General features: G+C 58.8%; 16 protein-coding genes. All 16 read left to right on the top strand.

The genetic code is table 11. The features are described 5' to 3' along the window. Nucleotides 1-34: 34 nt before the first annotated feature. The 16 genes from ETC00_RS06730 (at nucleotide 35) to ETC00_RS06655 (ending at nucleotide 18,580) form a co-directional block, all read left to right on the top strand. On the top strand, nucleotides 35-1,228 hold the full coding sequence (locus ETC00_RS06730; RefSeq protein ID WP_171565219.1) for a helix-turn-helix domain-containing protein: 1,194 nt from the start codon (nucleotides 35-37) through the stop codon (nucleotides 1,226-1,228). Nucleotides 1,229-1,358: 130 nt separating this feature from the next. Next, nucleotides 1,359-2,525 (top strand): ABC transporter substrate-binding protein, encoded by a 1,167-nt coding sequence (locus ETC00_RS06725; protein WP_171565218.1) that lies wholly within the window; start codon nucleotides 1,359-1,361, stop codon nucleotides 2,523-2,525. A 111-nt stretch (nucleotides 2,526-2,636) separates the two neighbouring features. Beyond that, a complete protein-coding gene (locus tag ETC00_RS06720) occupies nucleotides 2,637-3,518 on the top strand; it encodes a branched-chain amino acid ABC transporter permease (RefSeq protein ID WP_171565217.1) in 882 nt (293 codons plus the stop codon). A 9-nt stretch (nucleotides 3,519-3,527) separates the two neighbouring features. After that, a complete protein-coding gene (locus ETC00_RS06715; RefSeq protein WP_171565216.1) occupies nucleotides 3,528-4,475 on the top strand; it encodes a branched-chain amino acid ABC transporter permease in 948 nt (315 codons plus the stop codon). 1 nt (nucleotide 4,476) lies between these two features. Beyond that, entirely contained in the window at nucleotides 4,477-5,253 is a 777-nt protein-coding gene (locus ETC00_RS06710; RefSeq protein ID WP_371808876.1) for an ABC transporter ATP-binding protein, read from the top strand. Continuing rightward, nucleotides 5,240-5,944 (top strand): ABC transporter ATP-binding protein, encoded by a 705-nt coding sequence (locus ETC00_RS06705; RefSeq protein WP_171565214.1) that lies wholly within the window; start codon nucleotides 5,240-5,242, stop codon nucleotides 5,942-5,944. Before ETC00_RS06710 ends, ETC00_RS06705 begins: the two co-directional genes overlap by 14 nt. A gap of 33 nt (nucleotides 5,945-5,977) precedes the next feature. After that, nucleotides 5,978-6,952, top strand: a complete 975-nt coding sequence (locus ETC00_RS06700) for an agmatinase family protein (protein ID WP_230077741.1) — start codon at nucleotides 5,978-5,980, stop codon at nucleotides 6,950-6,952. A gap of 20 nt (nucleotides 6,953-6,972) precedes the next feature. Continuing rightward, nucleotides 6,973-8,637: a urocanate hydratase gene (gene hutU, locus ETC00_RS06695; RefSeq protein WP_171565213.1), complete on the top strand. Its 1,665-nt coding sequence runs from the start codon at nucleotides 6,973-6,975 to the stop codon at nucleotides 8,635-8,637. A gap of 144 nt (nucleotides 8,638-8,781) precedes the next feature. Then, nucleotides 8,782-10,014 (top strand): imidazolonepropionase, encoded by a 1,233-nt coding sequence (gene hutI / locus ETC00_RS06690; protein WP_249178925.1) that lies wholly within the window; start codon nucleotides 8,782-8,784, stop codon nucleotides 10,012-10,014. A 537-nt stretch (nucleotides 10,015-10,551) separates the two neighbouring features. Next, nucleotides 10,552-11,763, top strand: a complete 1,212-nt coding sequence (locus ETC00_RS06685) for an AraC family transcriptional regulator (protein ID WP_171565211.1) — start codon at nucleotides 10,552-10,554, stop codon at nucleotides 11,761-11,763. Between the two features lie 57 nt (nucleotides 11,764-11,820). Further along, complete coding sequence (locus ETC00_RS06680) at nucleotides 11,821-12,849, top strand: ABC transporter substrate-binding protein (protein WP_171565210.1); 1,029 nt, start codon at nucleotides 11,821-11,823, stop codon at nucleotides 12,847-12,849. A 148-nt stretch (nucleotides 12,850-12,997) separates the two neighbouring features. Then, the gene (locus tag ETC00_RS06675; RefSeq protein ID WP_171565209.1) at nucleotides 12,998-13,858 is read left to right on the top strand and encodes an alpha/beta hydrolase; all 861 of its coding nucleotides are present in this window, start codon (nucleotides 12,998-13,000) and stop codon (nucleotides 13,856-13,858) included. A gap of 81 nt (nucleotides 13,859-13,939) precedes the next feature. After that, nucleotides 13,940-14,725 (top strand): 2,3-dihydro-2,3-dihydroxybenzoate dehydrogenase, encoded by a 786-nt coding sequence (locus ETC00_RS06670; protein WP_171565208.1) that lies wholly within the window; start codon nucleotides 13,940-13,942, stop codon nucleotides 14,723-14,725. Nucleotides 14,726-14,748: 23 nt separating this feature from the next. Further along, nucleotides 14,749-15,993 carry an isochorismate synthase DhbC gene (gene dhbC / locus ETC00_RS06665; protein WP_171565207.1) on the top strand — a complete coding sequence of 415 codons (1,245 nt, stop codon included), beginning with the start codon at nucleotides 14,749-14,751 and terminating at the stop codon, nucleotides 15,991-15,993. A 3-nt stretch (nucleotides 15,994-15,996) separates the two neighbouring features. After that, on the top strand, nucleotides 15,997-17,637 hold the full coding sequence (locus ETC00_RS06660; protein ID WP_171565206.1) for a (2,3-dihydroxybenzoyl)adenylate synthase: 1,641 nt from the start codon (nucleotides 15,997-15,999) through the stop codon (nucleotides 17,635-17,637). Nucleotide 17,638: 1 nt separating this feature from the next. Then, a complete protein-coding gene (locus ETC00_RS06655) occupies nucleotides 17,639-18,580 on the top strand; it encodes an isochorismatase (protein WP_171565205.1) in 942 nt (313 codons plus the stop codon). The last annotated feature ends 8 nt before the right edge of the window (nucleotides 18,581-18,588 follow it).

The raw sequence follows: 18,588 nt of genomic DNA, 5'->3' as shown, positions 1-18,588 counted from the left end.
CCACAATCGCAGTCTAAAGCGAGGAGTGAGCGCAATGAAACAGGACCCTGTACAGGCGACGTTTTCTCACCTGCTGTTGTCGGGGACGCTGGTGCACGAAGGCAGTTTTGAAGAGATGCAGGAATCGTTCGGCATCCGGGTGCACCCGCAGGTGGTGATGGTGGTCTCGATCGACCGCTATACCGATCTGGTGATCGGCAAGCCGTTTCATTGGAGCATGGAGATCGGCCAGCAGGTGGTGGAAGGCGTATGCGAGGCGATCAGCGAACCGTTTGTCTGGGTGTGGGTGGCCGAGGGCGTTCTCGCAGTCCTGGTGGAACTGGCGCTGCACTCTCCTAAGGAGTCGGGATTCCGGCAGGTCACCGGCCGGATAGCCCGGCAGATTCAAGAACGGTGCAAGAAGCGCGGAGTAAACGTATCGATCGGGATCGGCAGCTATTACGACAACCCCTACCAGCTTCACTTTTCCTACGAAGAAGCGAAAGAGGCCATGGTGGACCGGTTTTTTCAGGGCAACGCCCTCATTTTCCACTACGAAAAGAAGCAGGGACGGGAAGCCGGCTGGGACTCGCCGCTCACGCCGGCAGAGCGGGCGGAACTGGTCGCACGCCTTCGGATCGGCGATGAAGAGGGAACGGTCGCGTCTCTGCGGGCGCTGCTGGACAAAATGGCGCAGACGTACCGCCATGACGTGAACATGTTCAAATCGGAAGCGGTGGAATTGGTGATTACGATGTCCCGTCAGGTGCTGGATTCGGGGGCCAATGCCGCCCTCATCCTGTCGGAAAACGCCAGATTTATTCAGGATTTGTACGTGACCATCCGGTATGACAAGTTCGTGCAAAAAGTATGCGAATACGCCCGCCGCTTGACAGCGTACATGGAGCAAAACGACCTGAGCGATGTTTCGCCGATCATTCGTCAGGCCGTCCGCTACCTGAAAGAAAACCTGCGCCGGAAGCTCACGCTGGAAGAAGTAGCACAATATTGCTGCGTCAGTGTGTATCACCTGAGCCGCCTGTTCAAGCGGGAGACAGGCATGAGCCCAATCGACTTTCTCAACAGGCTGCGGGTGGAAAAAGCCAAGTACTACCTGAGTTCGACCGACTGCACCATCCAGGAGATCGCGGCTGTTGTCGGCTTTCAGGACGCCAACTACTTTACCCGGACGTTTAAAAAGTACGCGAACTGTTCCCCCACTGCCTACCGTCGAGCAAAATTGTGCTAACAGTTGACAATATCGCCTAGTGGAGAGGCCCAATCAATGCAGTAGAATACGAGATAACGACATCGCGTAAGACTCAGATAATTCGCAGTAGGGTGAGTTGTCGGAAAACAATAGAGGGGGTCGCGTGAGTTTGAGAAAAGCTTCGTTGTTGCTGACGGGATTGGTAAGTTTGGCTCTGATTGTAAGCGCTTGCGGAGGGAACAGTTCTGGCAGTGGCGGCACAGGAGGTTCTGGCGGCGGTGGCGACACGATTAAAATCGGCTGGTTCGGCCCGCTGACCGGCCCCACAGCGACCGACGGGACGCACAGCCGTGATGCCGCGTTGCTTGCTGTGGAGCAGGTCAATGCGGCAGGCGGGATTGACGGGAAAAAGGTGGAACTGATTGCTGAAGACGATCAGGGCAAGCCGGAAGAGGCGCTCAAAGCTGTGCAAAAGTTGATCAACAGCAACAAGGTGGTGGCAATCGTCGGAGGAGCGTACAGCGGCCCCTCGAAGACGGTAGCGCCCAAGGTACAGGAAGCGAAAGTACCCATGACAGTTGCGTACGCAGTTCACCCGGAGATTACCAACGGCGGGGATTACGTAAACCGGATCATCTACACCGGCCCGATCCAGGGGAAAGCTATGGCTGATTACGCCGTCAACGATCTGGGCAAGAAAAAGTTCGCTGTGCTGTATGTGGACATCGACTACGGCCAGTCCATCTTCGGCGCATTCAAGGAAGAGGCGAAGAAACTGGGGGCGGACATCGTCATCGACCGTCCGTTCAAGATGGGGGACAAGGACTTCAGCTCTCTTTTGACTGCGGTCAAGGCAGCCAACCCGGATGCCTTGTATATCGTCGGGTACTATAATGAGGCGGCCGCGATTGTAAAGCAGGCCAGGGAAGCGGGGATCACCGCCCAACTGCTCGGGGTGGACGGGTTTGATTCGCCCAAGTATCTGGAGCTCGGAAAAGAAAATACGGAAGATTCGGTCTTCACGACGTCGTTCTACACCACCGACCAGCGCGAGGTCGTGCAGAAGTTTGTGAAAGCGTGGAAGGAGAAGTATCAGGGAGAACCGGACATGCTTTCCTCGCAAAGCTACGACGCCGCCATGGTGATTCTTGAGGCGCTCAAGAAAGCGGGCCCGGACCGCGAGAAACTGGCACAAGCGATCAACGAGACGAAGGACTTTGAGGGCACGTCGGGCAAGATCTCCTTCGGCCCTGATCACGAGGTGATCAAGCCGGTCATCTTCATGACGGTGAAGGATGGCACGTTCCAGTTTGTCACATCCAAGGTGTACCACTAACTGATCGTTTTGTCTGAGTTTAGGTTTGGTGTGATATGCAGGTGAGGATCGCCCGGTGGTCCTCCTTTTTTTCTCACAACGTTGACTCTCGCCAGGAAAGGAGTGAGACGGGTGCTGGCACAGCAAATTTTGAACGGAGTGGCGCTCGGCTTTATCTACATTTTGGTGTCCGTCGGGCTGACCATGGTGTACGGGGTATTGAAACTGCTCCACTTTGCTCACGGGGTCATTTACATGGTCGGCGCGTTTGCAGCGATGATTGCCATCACGTATCTGCACCTGCCGTTTATCCTTGCCATCCTGTTTGCCATGGCGGTGGCTGCCCTGGCCGGAGTGGCGGTCGAGCGCTTTGCCTACCGGCCTCTTAGGGGAGCCCATCCCATCGCCACCTTGATTAGCGGCGTAGGTGTTGCCATTTTCCTCGAAAACCTGTTCCAGGTGATCTTCACCTCCGATACCCAGGCGTTTCCCGAGACGGGTGTCGAGGTGTCCGTCATCCCGTTAACGGAATCGGTCACGTTTACCAACGTGAAGTTGTTCATCATTCTGGCCGGATTGATCGGCCTGGGACTATTGTACGCGTTCCTGAAGTGTACCCGGATGGGGATCGCCATCCAGGCAGCCGCTCAGGACATGCGAGCGGCGTCGCTGATGGGCGTCAACGTCAACCGCGTGGTGTCGGTAACGTTTATGATCGGATCGGCACTGGCGGCGGTCGCTGGCGTGCTGGTCGCATGGAATTTTAACTCGCTCTTTCCCACAATGGGGGCAATCCCCGGGCTGAAGGCATTCTGCGTGGTCGTCCTCGGCGGATTGGGGTCCATCCCGGGAACCATCGCCGGCGGCCTGATTTTGGGTATTGTGGAATCGCTTAGCGACGGTTTCATGACCAAAATGGTCGTCGACAAGGATGCGATCGCCTTTGTGATCCTGATTCTGATCTTGCTGTTGAGGCCGTCCGGATTGTTCGGCAAGCACGTGGAGAAAGTGTAGGTGGTGGCGATGGACGATCTCTTCAATCCCTATTACGTTGACATCGTTGTCTTTTGGATGATCTACCTGCTGCTCGGGTTGGGCCTGAATCTGATCACGGGCTACGCAGGACAGGTGTCGCTGGGGCACGCCGCGTTCTACGGCATCGGTGCCTACACCTCCGCCATCCTGTCTGTGAAGTACGGGTGGAATGCCTGGCTTTCCATGGCAGCCGCCGTGGTCGTCACCTTCCTTATCAGCGCGCTGTTTGGGCTTCCCAGCCTGCGGGTACGGGAAGACTTTCTGGCGATCACCACGCTCGGGCTCGGGCTGATCGCTCAGTCCTTCTTCAAGAACGCGGAGATCACCGGCGGGGCCTACGGAATTGACGCGATCCCGGCGCCTTCCCTGTTCGGGACAGCGCTGAAAAACACAGGGTACCTGCTGCTGGTGACGGTTGTGCTGATTGCCGCCGTGGTCATCATGAAAAAGATGACCGGGTCGCGCATCGGCCGGGCCTGGATGACCATTCGTGAGGACGAGACGGTAGCTCAGTCAATGGGCATCAACACGACGTATTACAAGGTGCTGGTGTTTGCCATTGGCGGGGCCTACGCGGGAGCGGCCGGGGCGCTGTTTGCTCACAAGGTGTCGTTTATCAGTGGCGAATCATTCGGCTTCACCGTTTCGGCCACGGTACTGAGCATGGTGGTGCTGGGAGGGCTTGGCAGCATCTTCGGTACCTTCTTTGGGGTAACGCTCCTGTACATGCTGCCTGAGATGTTTCGGCTCTTTGAGTTCGAACTCGTCGATCCGAAGTACCTCGACACCTACAAAATGATGCTGTACGGCATTCTCATGGTGCTGATCATGCGGTACCGGCCGAAAGGGTTATTTGGCAAAACCGGCGCAAAACTTGTGAATATTCGCCGGTCAGCGGTCAAACCCTTGGACAAAGGCGGTGATCGGGTTGCTTGATATGCAGGGGATCATCAAGCGGTTCGGCGGATTGACGGCGGTGGACAATGTCAGCCTCAAGGTCCGCCAGGGAGAAATCGTCGGGCTCATCGGTCCCAACGGCGCAGGGAAAACGACGTTTTTCAATATTTTGACGGGCATTTACAAGCCGGATGAAGGAACGATCGCATTCGAAGGACGGGAGATTCAAGGGCTGCGTCCCTATCGCATCGCCCGGTGCGGGATCGCTCGAACTTTTCAAAATATCCGGCTGTTGAAGGAAGAGACAGTGCTGGACAACGTGAAGGTGGGGATGTTCCACAAAACCGGCGCCGGGCTATGGGCGTCGATCCTGGGTCTTCGTTCCGCCCGGGACGAAGAGCGGATGGTGACGGAAGAAAGCCTGCGCATGCTGGAGATAGTCGGACTGGCGGGCTGCGAGCACGAGCAGGCGGGAAACCTGTCTTACGGCAACCAGCGGCGGGTGGAAATCGCCCGTGCGCTCGTCTCCCGGCCCAAGCTGCTTCTGCTCGATGAACCGACCGCCGGCATGAACGCCGAGGAAGTGCAGGAGATGATGGGGCTCATCCGCCTTATCCGCGAGCAGGGCACGACTGTCATCCTCATCGAGCACAACGTCTCCATGGTTGTCGGGTTGTGCGACCGCATCGCCGTGCTGGACCACGGGGTGAAGATCGCCGACGATGTGCCGGAGGCGGTGGTCTCCCATCCGGCCGTAATCGAAGCGTACATCGGCAAGGAAGAGGGAGAGGAGGTGGACAGCGGTGCTGCACATTGACATGCTGAATGTCTGGTATGGGAGCATTCACGCCGTGCGCGACCTGTCGCTCTCCGTCGAGGAAGGCGAGGTGGTGACGCTGATCGGCTCCAACGGGGCGGGCAAGACCACGACGCTTAACGCGATCTGCGGGGTGCTCCCGGCCAAGGGCTCGATCCGTTATGGCGGGAACGAATTAAACGGAGTTCCCACCCACCGCATCGTGCAGGAAGGAATCGTGATGGTGCCAGAAGGACGGCGGGTCTTTCCCAGGCTGACCGTCGCCGATAACCTCATGATGGGGGCGTATTCGCGCCGGGCTTCCAAAGCAGAACTGGAGCGGGAGATGGAGAGCGTGTTCGAATTGTTTCCCCGGCTGGCCGAGCGAAAAGACCAGCTCGCCGGCACGATGAGCGGGGGCGAACAGCAGATGCTGGCGATCGGTCGGGCACTGATGGCCAAACCGCGTCTGCTCATCCTGGATGAGCCGTCTATGGGACTGGCGCCGATCGTAGTGAAAGACATCTTTCAGACGATCCGGCAGATTAAACGGCAAGGCATGACGATCCTCCTGGTCGAGCAAAATGCGACGATGGCTCTCTCTGTTGCTGATCGCGGCTACGTCCTGGAGCACGGGGAGATCCGTTTCCACGGAACGGCTGAGGAGCTAAAGGAGCAGGGCATCGTGAAAAAAGCGTATCTCGGTGGCTAGTGCTGGATCGTGGTGAGACAAGGAGGGGTTTTATTGAAAAAGAGGATTGCTTTGATGAATCCTCCGGAACTGGTGCGCCAGTCCAACTGGCGGGACCGCTATGAGACCAAAGTGGCCCAGTGGCTGACACCGTGGGACGGAGAGGAGCCGATTGACGTCGGGTTTATCGGCGTGCCGCTCTCCAAGACGTCGATCAGCGTGTCGGCGGCCTCCATGACGCCCAATGCGCTGCGGGAGCTGTTTCCCACTGTGACGACGTACAGCATCGATTACGACATCGACCTGACGGCGCTGCGGGCACGCGACCTGGGGGACGTCCAGATGCATCCTACGGATTTGTACCGATGCCACGCCAACATCGAGCAGGCGCTGACCAATGTCTACGAAGCGCTGCCCGACCTGCTCCCGATCATCGCGGGAGGAGACCACTCCATCACCTGCCCGTCGGTCAAGGCGTTTAAGCGGCGGTTTGCCGGAAAGGTGGGCATCGTGCAAATTGACGCGCATATGGATGTACGGAATCTGGAAGACGGCGGACCGACCAACGGCACTCCGATCCGCGGCCTACTGGAGTCGGGGACGGTGGAAGGGAAGCACATCGCCCAGGTGGGAATTCACAGCTTTGCCAACTCCAGGGCGTACAGGGAATACGCGGTTTCACAGGGCATTACCCAGTTTACCGCCCGGCAGGTGGCCCGGGAAGGGATCGAGCCGCTGATTTACAAGGCGATGGAGATTGCCGGCAGCGGCACGGACGCCATCTACGTGACAGTGGACATGGACGTGCTGGATCAGGCGTTTGGACCGGGTGTCCCGGCCATGGTGCCGGCTGGCATGACGTCGTGGCAGCTGCTCGACGCTGTGTACCTGCTTGGCCAAAACCCGAAAGTCAAAGGATTTGACGTGGTCTGCATTGATCCCCTGCAGGACCCGCGCCGGGCGACGGTTCGTACGGCGCTGCACGTAATCCTTACGTTCATGGCAGGCGTCATGACGAGAAAACAATGAGGAAAAGGAGAGAGGACCCTATGGCAGAAACCAAGGCACGCATCATCCGCGCACCCCGCGGCAGCCAATTGAACGCGAAAGGATGGCAGCAGGAAGCAGCCCTGCGGATGTTGATGAACAATCTGGACCCGGAAGTGGCGGAGCGTCCGGAAGACCTCGTGGTGTACGGGGGGATCGGAAAAGCGGCGCGCAACTGGGAGTGCTTTGACAAGATCGTGGAGTGCCTGAAAAACCTGGAGGGGGATGAGACCCTGCTGGTGCAGTCGGGAAAACCGGTCGGCATTTTCAAAACGCATCCGCTCGCGCCCCGCGTGCTGATTTCCAACTCCGTGCTGGTGCCGGCGTACGCCAACTGGGAAACGTTCCGGGAGTTGGAGCAAAAGGGGCTGATGATGTACGGCCAGATGACCGCCGGCAGCTGGATCTACATCGGCACTCAGGGCATCCTGCAGGGGACGTATGAAACCTTTGCGGAAGCGGCCCGCCAGCACCGCGGCGGCACGCTGAAAGGGACGCTCACCCTGACAGCCGGGTTGGGCGGCATGGGTGGAGCTCAGCCGCTTGCCGTTACGATGAATGAAGGGGTGGTAATTGGCGTCGACGTCGATCCGTCCCGCATTCAGCGCCGGATAGACACCCGGTATTGCGACGTGATGGTGCACGACCTGGACGAAGCGCTGAAGCTGGCCCGGGAGGCGCAGGAACAGGGCAAGCCGCTGTCCATTGGTCTCGTTGGCAATGCTGCCGACATTTATCCCGAATTCGTGCGCCGCGGCATCGTGCCGGACTTCGTCACCGACCAGACATCCGCGCACGATCCGCTCAACGGGTACGTGCCCCGCGGCTTTACGCTGGAAGAGGCGGCCGAACTGCGCAAGAACGATCCCGACAAGTACGTCCGCCTTTCTCGCGAGTCGATGGCGGTGCACGTGCAGGCGATGCTTGACCTGCAAAAAATGGGAGCTGTCGTATTCGACTACGGCAACAACATCCGCCAGGTGGCCTACGACGAAGGGGTGAAAGACGCGTTCAACTTCCCCGGCTTCGTCCCGGCCTACATCCGTCCCCTGTTCTGCGAAGGGAAAGGCCCGTTCCGCTGGGCAGCGCTGTCCGGCGATCCGGAAGACATCTACAAGACGGACGAACTGGTGCTCAAGTTGTTCCCGGAAAACGAGCACCTGCGCCGCTGGATTACCATGGCCCGCGAAAAAGTGGCCTTCCAGGGCCTGCCTGCGCGCATTTGCTGGCTGGGATACGGCGAGCGGGTCAAAATGGGTCTGGCCATCAACGAGATGGTGCGACGCGGAGAAATATCCGCACCGATCGTCATCGGCCGCGACCACCTCGACTGCGGTTCGGTGGCGTCTCCCAACCGGGAAACGGAGAGCATGAAAGACGGCAGCGATGTGGTGGGCGACTGGGCGATCCTCAACGCGCTGGTCAATACGGCAGCAGGCGCCAGCTGGGTGTCGGTGCACCACGGCGGCGGCGTGGGGATGGGCTACTCCCTGCATGCCGGCATGGTGGTAGTGGCTGACGGTTCGCAGGAAGCGGAAGAGCGGCTTTCCCGCGTGCTCACCACCGACCCGGGCATGGGGGTCATTCGACACGCCGACGCCGGGTACGACAAGGCGATCCAGACGGCCAAGGAGCGCGGTGTTCGCGTGCCGATGCTGGACATCTGACCGTCTGGGGAAAGACGAGCGAAACAACGCGAAAAAAGCGGCATCCCGAGGGAGGTTTTCCTCGGGATGCTTCCATGGAGGAGAGAAAGCGTGAAGCCGGAACGGATTGATCTGTTGGTACACAACATCGGTGTGCTGGTGACGATGGGCGGCAAGCATGGGCCGCGACGGGGAGTCGAGATGTCGGATGTCGGGCTCGTGACGGGCGGAGCTGTGGCGATTGCGGATGGCAAAATCGTGGCCGCCGGTGCGGAAGCGGACGTCCGGGCGGAAATCGCCGGGCTGCCCATCGAGCAGAGCCTGGATGCAAATGGGCGTCTGGTGACGCCGGGCCTGGTGGACCCGCACACCCATCTGGTGCATGGAGGTTCCCGGGAAAACGAACTGGTGTTGAAACTAAAGGGCATGTCGTATCTGGACATCCTCGCCCAGGGCGGCGGGATTCTCAGCACGGTGCGGGCTACACGGGCTGCGACGGAAGACGAACTGTACGAAAAGGCACGGAAGAGTCTGGATATCATGATGCTGTACGGGGCGACGACTGTAGAGGCAAAAAGCGGCTACGGACTGACGCTGGCAGACGAGCTGAAGCAGCTTCGTGTGACCAGGCGGCTGGATGAAACGCATCCGATCGACCTGGTGTCGACGTTTATGGGGGCACACGCCGTACCGGCGGAGTACAAGGGCCGCTCCGCCGAATACGTCAAGCTGGTGATCGAGGAGATGCTGCCGGAGGTAAAGCGGCAGGGACTGGCCGAGTTTTGCGACGTCTTTTGCGAGCACGGGGTGTTTTCGGTGGACGAGTCGCGGGCGATTCTCGCCGCCGCAAAAGAGCTGGGGTTCGGGTTGAAGCTGCATGCCGACGAGATTGAACCGCTCGGCGGGGCGCAGCTGGCCGCAGAGATGGGCTGCATTTCCGCAGAGCATCTGCTGGCCGCTACCGATGAAGGATTGAAGGCGATGCGGGATGCGGGCGTGATCGCCGTCTGCCTGCCGGCAACGTCATTCAACCTGCGCGCCAAGTCCCACGCTCGGGCCCGAACCATGATCGAGCTGGGAGTGCCGGTTGCGCTGTCCACTGACTACAATCCGGGCAGTTCGCCCACGGAATCGCTGCAGCTGGTGATGACCCTGGCATGCCTGAATCTGAACATGTCACCGGAGGAAGTATTTACTGCCATGACGATCAACGCAGCCTATGCGATTGGCCGCGGAGACCAGGTGGGCAGTCTTGAGCCCGGAAAGCTGGCGGACCTGGTGCTGTTCAACGCCGAAAACCTGGCGTATGTGCCGTATCACTTCGGCATCAACCACGTGGACACGGTGATCAAGAAAGGGCGCGTCGTGGTGGCCGGAGGACGGCTTTTGGAGAAGTAAAAGCAGATGAAACAAGGCACGGAAACAGTTGCTCCGTGCCTCAGCGTGTAGACAATGTTCGCGGCGCATGGAAGATCGGGCCCGCTCGCTCGCTTGACGCCCAGCACAGAAGCGGATGAAGTCCGCTCCAAAACGCGACGCGGGCAGGGGACAAACATCTGGGTGTTTCGATGAAGTGAGACTTGTGTCCCCTGTTGGTCCCCGCGTCTTCGTTTTTCCGCTGAGCCGGTCGTCAAAGGAGCTCGCTTGGCCCATCACTCCATGCGATGTACTTTCTCTCCATCTTCGGTTGATGAATGTGCAGGCCTTTCGGCCTGACAACGATGGACAGATCGTTTCCTTGCGGAACTTCAATGAAAAAGTACAGTTTGTCTTCAGTCTGAGGCACGGAAACAGTTGCTCCGTGCCTTTTTTGCTGTCCAGACAGTGGTGCACATGATTCATTTTCCATAATGGGATTGACTGGAAGATCCGCCTGTGCTACCTTTTTAGTGATAATGATTCTCATTATTGGTGTTTGGGAGGAGGAGTCGTCTCATGCGTACAGACAACGGACAGGCAGCGGACATCAGCTCGTGCAGGCCGAGACGGAATCCCAAAGCAAACCTGGCCAAAATCAAGGAATACATGGACCAGCACTACAACGAACCTCTTTCGATCAAGCAGCTTGCGCAGATGGCGAACATCAGTCCCAAGTATTTTGTGGATCTTTTCAAAAAGACATATGGTCAGAGCGCCATGGAATATTTGACGGATTTGCGCATTAACCGGGCGAAGCGCTATTTGGCCGAATCCGGGGAGCGCTTGCGGGATATCGCCGCAAAAGTTGGGTATAGCGACGAGTTTTACTTTAGCCGCAAGTTTAAAAAGGAAGTGGGCGTATCACCGTCCGATTTCGCGAAACATTTCAAGAAACGCATCGCTGCGTGCTCCGCTGCGGTTACGGGTCATCTGCTTGCGTTGAACGTGGTGCCGATTGCAGCGCCGCTGGACCCCAAGTGGACGCCCTATTACTACAACGCCTATCGCACGCAGATCAAGGCGCATTTAACGCTGACCGACCCGTACACGAGCTGGCAGTTTGAATCAAACCTGGACAAGATCATACGAATTCGACCGGACGCCATTGTCGGAACCGACCAACTGCTGCCCGCCGAGAAAGCCAAATTGACGGACATGGCGTCTTCGTTTTTCGTTCCGACAGAGAAGTTGGGGTGGAGAGACCAGCTCCGCATGATCGCCCGTTTTTTGGACAGGGAGGATCAGGCGGAGATGTGGATCCGGCGATATGAACAGAGGGTTCAGTCGGCTCGGGAGCAGATTGAGGCAAAACTGGGACACGACAGCATTCTGGTGCTGCGTATCTACGGCCAGGCGATCCATGCCTACTGGAACCGCGGGCTGGAGGACGTGCTGCACCGGGATCTGCGGATCAGGACCGTATTTCGGCCGGAACCGTCCGAACATGCGCAGCTTACGCTGGAGCAGGTGGCGGAGCTTGATCCTGACCGGATATTGCTGGTGGTGTGTCCCGAGGCATCGTCGCGGGCGTACTGGCTGGCGCTGCAGCACAAGGCGGCCTGGCGCCAGTTGAAAGCAGTCACAAACCTGAATGTGCACCTGATCTCTGCTGATCCGTGGTTCGAGTACTCGGCGATGTCCATTCTCCGGATGCTGGATGAAGCCATGCTCTTGTTTACGGGAAAATGTCCAAATGTTCTTCTGGATAGAACCCATGGTGACGCTTGAGCGGCATCATCTATAATCATTCTCGGTGAGAATGATTATCACAAGAGGAGGAACACCATGTTTCATCTGGCCAATCGGTTTGGCACTGTCTTTCGTTTTCCGTTTACCGTCTGGCTGTGCCTGGTGCTGGCAGTCAGTTTGCTGACCGGCTGCGGCTCCAATCAGGCTCAACGTGCGGAGTCGTCCGAACAGCCGCAATCGGTGTCAACAGCCGCTGATGCTTCTGCAACGGGAGCAAACACTCCCGCATCGTCTGGTGAGCGAACGGTCAAGGACGAACTTGGCCATGAAATCACCGTGCCAGCGGAACCCAAGCGGGTATTTGCCCCTTATCTCGAGGATTCGCTGCTCAAGCTGGGCATCAAGCCAGTGGTCCAATGGTCCAACGGCAACATGGCACACGCGTATCTGCAAGAGGAGCTGAAGGATGTGCCGAAGCTGGACTTCTCGGGAGGACTGCCGTCTCCAGAGGTGATCATGTCTTACAATCCCGATTTGATCATCCTGCACACCGCGACGTACGCCGCCAATGGCACCTATGAGAACTATGCCAAGATCGCACCGACCTACGTGTTTCAGAATGCGTCCGGCGACGTCGAAAAGTCGCTCGTCACGCTGGGAGAGCTGCTCGGCAAATCTGCCGAAGCCGATCAAGCGCTGAAAGTGTACCGGCAGAAAGTGCAGGAGGCCAAAGAAAAGCTGGATCAGGCGGTCGGGGGAAAAAAGGTCGCGATTATGCGCTTTGCTGCCAAAGGCGTCAGCCTGATGGGAGCAAATTATCTGTGCGGGAATGTTGTGCACCAGCAGTTGGGGGTCGGAAAGTCCAAGCTGGTGGAGAACGCAAACAGTGCGAACGTGACGCTGGAGACGTTATCAAATCTTGACGCTGACTACATATTTGTCATCAATGCGTATGGTCAAGGGACACAGCGCATGAAGGAGATGACGGAAAGTTCCATCTGGAAGAGCATCCCGGCGGTGAAGCAGGGGCACGTGTACGAGGTGAACGACGAGTACTGGCTTGGCAGCGGTCTGATCGCCTATGAAAAGATTATTGACGATACGGTCAAACTGCTTGCCAAATAAGCGGAAGCAAACGCATGTCTGAACGTCTCCCTGTATGGCAAACAAGTGAAACGACATCACATCGATGGGGCCACCTTGCAGCCTGGAAGGGAGATTTTCACGCCGTCCAGATGTAAATGTAAGTGAGGAAAGGTAGGAAATGTCATCCATGTCTTTCGATCATCCTGAACAGCGCGCTGTCTCACTCGAGGAGACCGCGAGCGGCAAGGCGGAAATCCCCCGTTCCAAACGATGGATCATGCAGTCGCGCGCGGAAAACCGCAGCTATCAGATCATGGTGGCCACCCCGGCGGAAGCGCCGCCTCCCTCGGGATATCCGGTCATTTACGTGCTGGATGCCAATTCCGTTTTCGGAACGATGGTGGAGGCCGTTCGCCTGCAGAGCGGCCGCCCGGAGAAGACAGGGGTTGTACCGGCGGTGGTCGTCGGCATCGGCTATGAAACGGACGGCCCGTTTGCCCCGGCCCGGTATTACGATCTGACGCCCATGCCCACCACGGAATTTACGCAACTTCCGAACGGGGCTGCCCTGCCTCCGCAAGGGGGAGCTGAAGCGTTCCTGCAGTTCATTGAAGAAGAGCTGAAGCCGCGGATCGCACGGGAATTCAAGATCGACCGCAGCAGACAAACGCTCTTCGGCCATTCCCTTGGCGGACTGTTCACCCTGCACGTGCTGTTTACGAAGCCGGATGCCTTTCAGTGCTATATCGCCGGCAGCCCCTCGATCCATTGGAACCGGCAGCATCTGATGCAGGCGGAGAAGCAGTTCGCAGCCCGCCTGGAGCAGGAATCGCTGAACATCAAGGTACTGCTTGGGTTCGGAGAAATGGAAAAAGATCACGTATCCCAAAATTGCTATCATGCCCGGGAGTTGTCAGAACGTCTGTCCGCCCATGCTGCACGTGGGCTGCAGGTGGTGTTCAAAGAGTTTGAGGACGAAAACCATGTATCGGTGCTGCCGGTCCTGATCAGCAGGGCCCTGCGTTTTGCCTTGTATCCAGAGAAATAACGAGGCCATGCGGCGCGTGACGAGTGGAGAGTGCGCCGCATCATTGCAGCACCGATGGGAGAAAGAGGAGAGGGACCTTGTATGGAGATTGCGGGAATTACGGGTAAAGTTGCCTTGGTCACAGGAGCCGCGCAGGGGATCGGGAGAGCGGTAGCAGCGGCCCTGGCCGAGCGTGGAGCCTTGGTTGCGGCGGCAGACAAGCAGGCCGCAGGCGTCCAAGCACTCGTGGAAGAACTGCGTGCCGGCGGTCATCAGGCAGCAGCTTTTCCCACAGACATTCGTGACAGCGGCGCCGTCGAAGCGATGGTAGAGCGAATCGAACAAGAGCTCGGTCCGATCGACATACTGGTCAACGTCGCCGGCGTGCTGCGCACAGGGCCAATCGAATCGCTCAGCGACGAGGATTGGGCGGACACGTTCGCGGTGAATGCAAACGGAGTGTTCTATGTTTCCCGCGCGGTCGTCAGGCGCATGGCCTCCCGCCGATGCGGTGCGATTGTGACCGTCGCTTCAAACGCCGCTGGGGTGCCGCGCATGCAGATGTCGGCCTACGCGGCCTCGAAGGCAGCTGCGACGATGTTCACCAAGTGCCTGGGGTTGGAGTACGCCCGGTACAATATCCGCTGCAATGTGGTATCGCCCGGCTCAACCGACACAGCCATGCAGCGGGTATTATGGGCGGATGACAATGGCGCGCAGGCTGTCATCGCCGGCAATTTGGAGCAGTACCGCCTGGGCATACCGCTTGGAAGGATGGCCCAGCCCTCGGACATTGCCGATGCGGTGCTGTTTCTGGTATCCGACCAGGCGCGGCATATTACGATGCACGACCTGTACGTCGACGGCGGTGCAACCCTGGGAATGTAAAAATGGATGGGAGATGACGATGAATGCTGAAACAAGTTGCTGGTTCCGCGACAAGCGCCACAGCGCTGCTTGAAGCATATCAAGCGGGCTCGGCATTCTTTTTCTCTTCGCCCAAGCGTACCCTGCTGGCAGAGGGAGAATGGGCCAGACTGCCGGAGTACGAGGGACCGGATGCGTTGAGAAGCCTGCCCCGAAGAGTTGCCGAGCTGCTTGCCAGCGCCGAGCGGTCCGGGCACGGCACGTCGGTCGCAGTCGGCGCGGTTCCGTTTGATCACACGAAGCCAGCCCAACTCGTCGTGCCGCAAACCCTCCAATGGGCAGGACCGCTTGAATTCACACCGGACGTTTTGGCTGAACAGAACGCTGCATCTGCCTTTGAGATTCGCGAAATACCGGCGCCGGCGGAATATGAGGAGGGCGTAAACCGGATATTGGCGCGCCTTCAACAAGGTGACATTCAGAAGGTGGTGCTGGCGAGATCGCTGCACCTGACCTCCTCTGACTCCGTGAATATCCATCAACTGCTCCGCAACCTGGCCCGGCACAACACGCGCGGCTACACATTCGCGGCAAACCTGACGCCAAAGGGCGTGCGCAGCGCTGCGGCGGACAGCGAAGGATCGCGGACGTTGATCGGCGCCAGCCCGGAACTGCTCGTGGCCAAGACAGGGCCGTACATCATGGCCAATCCCTTGGCAGGTTCTGCGGCCCGCAGTGACGATCCCCGCGAGGATGAGCGGCGCGCGGCTTCGCTGCTTGCTTCCGCCAAGGACCGGCATGAGCATGCGGTGGTCGTCGAGGCAGTCGTCGAAGCGCTCCGTCCCTATTGCAAGCATCTGGACGTTCCCCGGGAGCCTTCGCTGGTGCAGACCAACACCATGTGGCATCTTTCCACGGAAATAAACGGGGAGCTGATCGATCCCTCCACCTCGTCGCTTCAGCTGGCGGCAGCGCTTCACCCGACTCCCGCTGTATGCGGAACGCCTGTCGATCAGGCGCGTGCGGTGATTCAGGAGTTGGAGCCGTTTGATCGAGGGTTCTTTACGGGAATGGTCGGATGGTGCGATGCAAACGGCGATGGGGAGTGGGCAGTCACCATCCGCTGCGCCGAAGTGGAGGGGCGCGTGATTCGTCTGTTTGCCGGAGCAGGTATCGTCCTCGGCTCAAATCCGGAGGCAGAACTTTTGGAAACATCTGCGAAGTTTCGCACCATGCTTCTGGCCATGGGGCTGAACCAGCCGGTGCTGGCCGGAAGAAAGGAGGGGTAAGTCATGCTGTCAGGATGCCCAACGTGGCCCAAGGAATTTGCCGATCGATACCGGGCGGCAGGGTGCTGGCAGGGTGAGACGTTTGGAGAGATGCTGCGGAAGCGTGCCGCCGCTTACGGGGAACGCATCGCCATCGTCAGCGGTGACAGGCGGATCAGCTACGCGGAACTTGACGCCCGGGCCGACCGCTTGGCAGCGGGGTTTCAGAAGCTGGGAATCAAGCCGATGGACCGGGTCGTCGTGCAGCTTCCCAATATCCCGGAATTTTTTGAAGTGATTTTTGCACTGTTTCGGCTGGGGGCGCTGCCTGTGTTTGCCCTCCCCCTGCATCGAAAGAGTGAGATCACCTATTTGTGCGAGTTCACCGAAGCGGTTGCGTACGTCATCCCAGACGTTGAAGCGGGGTTTGACTACCGCGAGCTTGCCGCTCATGTCAAGGAGAGCGTTCCCACCTTGCGTCACGTGATTGTGGCGGGCGACCCGGGACAGTTTGACGCGCTGGATGAAATGCGCACAGATCCCGTCAGTATGCCGGAAGGGCCGAGCGCCAGCGATGTGGCGTTTCTCCAGCTGTCCGGCGGCAGCACCGGACTGCCCAAGCTGATTCCCCGGACGCACGATGATTACGTCTACAGTTTGCGGGTCAGCGCCGAGATTTGCCAGCTTGATGAGAGCAGCGTGTATCTCGCGGTACTGCCTGTTGCCCACAACTTTCCGCTCAGCTCGCCCGGCGTACTCGGGACGCTGTACGCCGGCGGCAGAGTGGTTCTCGCGCGCAGCGGCAGCCCGGACGAGGCGTTTCCGCTGATCGCGCGGGAGCAGGTCACAATTACGGCCGTAGTGCCTCCGCTGGCCCTGGTCTGGCTGGATGCGGCGGCATCGCGAAGGCATGATCTGTCCAGCCTGCAGGTCCTGCAGGTTGGCGGGGCCAAGTTCGCCGCTGAGGCTGCCAGGATGGTCAAACCGACGATCGGCTGCACCCTGCAGCAGGTGTTCGGGATGGCGGAGGGACTGGTTAATTACACGCGGCTGGATGATCCCGAGGAGATCATCGTGAACACCCAGGGCAGACCCATGTCGCCGTATGATGAGATTCGCCTGGTTGACGACAATGATCGCGAAGTCGAGCCGGGCCAGGTGGGACACCTTCTGACCCGGGGACCTTATACCATTCGCGGCTATTACAAGGCCGAGGAGCACAACGCCAAGGCGTTCACTGCTGACGGTTTTTACCGCACGGGCGATCTGGCACGGTTGACTCCAACAGGTCATCTGGTCGTAGAGGGACGTGCCAAAGACCAGATCAACCGGGGCGGAGACAAGGTGGCGGCTGAAGAAGTGGAGAACCATCTGCTCGCTCATCCCGGCGTACATGACGCCGCCGTGGTCGCCATGCCGGACGATTATCTGGGCGAGCGCACGTGCGCCTTCGTGATTCCGCATCATCCGGCTCCCACAGCGGCCGAACTCAAAGCGTTCCTGCGGGAGCGTGGATTGGCGGCTTACAAGATACCGGATCGAGTGGAATTTGTCGATTCGTTCCCCATGACGGCAGTCGGCAAGATCAGCAAAAAAATGCTGCGTGAACGCATCGCCCAGCAATTGCAGTCGCGTACGCACCGACACAAGCAAGGGAGGAGTTAGCATGGCGATTCCCGCCATATTGCCGTATCCGATGCCTGTAGAGTCTGACCTGCCGAAGAACAGGGTGGCGTGGACACCTGATCCGCAGCGGGCGGCTCTGCTGATTCATGACATGCAGCAGTATTTTCTGAATGCGTTCACCGTTACGGAGTCTCCGGTCGTGGAGCTTCTGGCCAATATCCAAAAGCTCAAAGCCTATTGCGCCGAGCAGGGAATCCCCGTCATCTATTCGGCGCAGCCTGGCAAACAGTCCCCAGAGCAGCGCGGACTGCTGCAGGATTTCTGGGGGCCGGGACTGACGAAGTGCCCCGATCAGCAGAAGATCGTCGATGAGCTTGCGCCGGGCGGGCAGGATCTGGTGTTGACCAAGTGGCGGTACAGCGCCTTTCAACAGACCAATTTGCTGGAGATGTTGCAGCAGCGCGGACGGGATCAGCTTATCGTGTGCGGCATCTACGCCCATATCGGCTGCCTGATGACCGCGTGCGAAGCGTTCATGAAAGATGTGCAGCCGTTCTTCGTTGCAGATGCGGTAGCGGATTTCTCTCGGGAGAAGCACATGATGGCGCTGACCTACGCGGCTGAGCGCTGCGCGGTCACGATCACGACGCAGCGTCTGATCGATCAGCTGAGCGGCGTGCAGGCTGAAGCGCCGGCCGCCCGTGAAAGTGACACGCAGCCGATCACGCAGGAAGCGATCCGCGCGCAAGTAGCTGATTTGCTCCAGGAACTGCCGGCAAACCTTGGGGAAAACGACGACCTGATTAACGTGTGGGGGCTTGATTCCGTCAGGATCATGTCGCTGGTGGAGAGATGGCGCCGCAGCGGTGCAGAGGTGACCTTTGTGGAACTGGCTGAGCAGCCGACACTGGCCGCCTGGTGGGCGCTGTTGTCATCACGATTGAAGCAGAGTTTGCCCAATCAGGATTACTTCGTCGTATGAAAGAGGTG

Source organism: Brevibacillus sp. MCWH, assembly GCF_013096935.1.
GTDB classification, from domain to species: Bacteria; Bacillota; Bacilli; order Brevibacillales; family Brevibacillaceae; genus Brevibacillus; species Brevibacillus aydinogluensis.
This window is presented reverse-complemented; position numbering and strand designations above follow the sequence as displayed.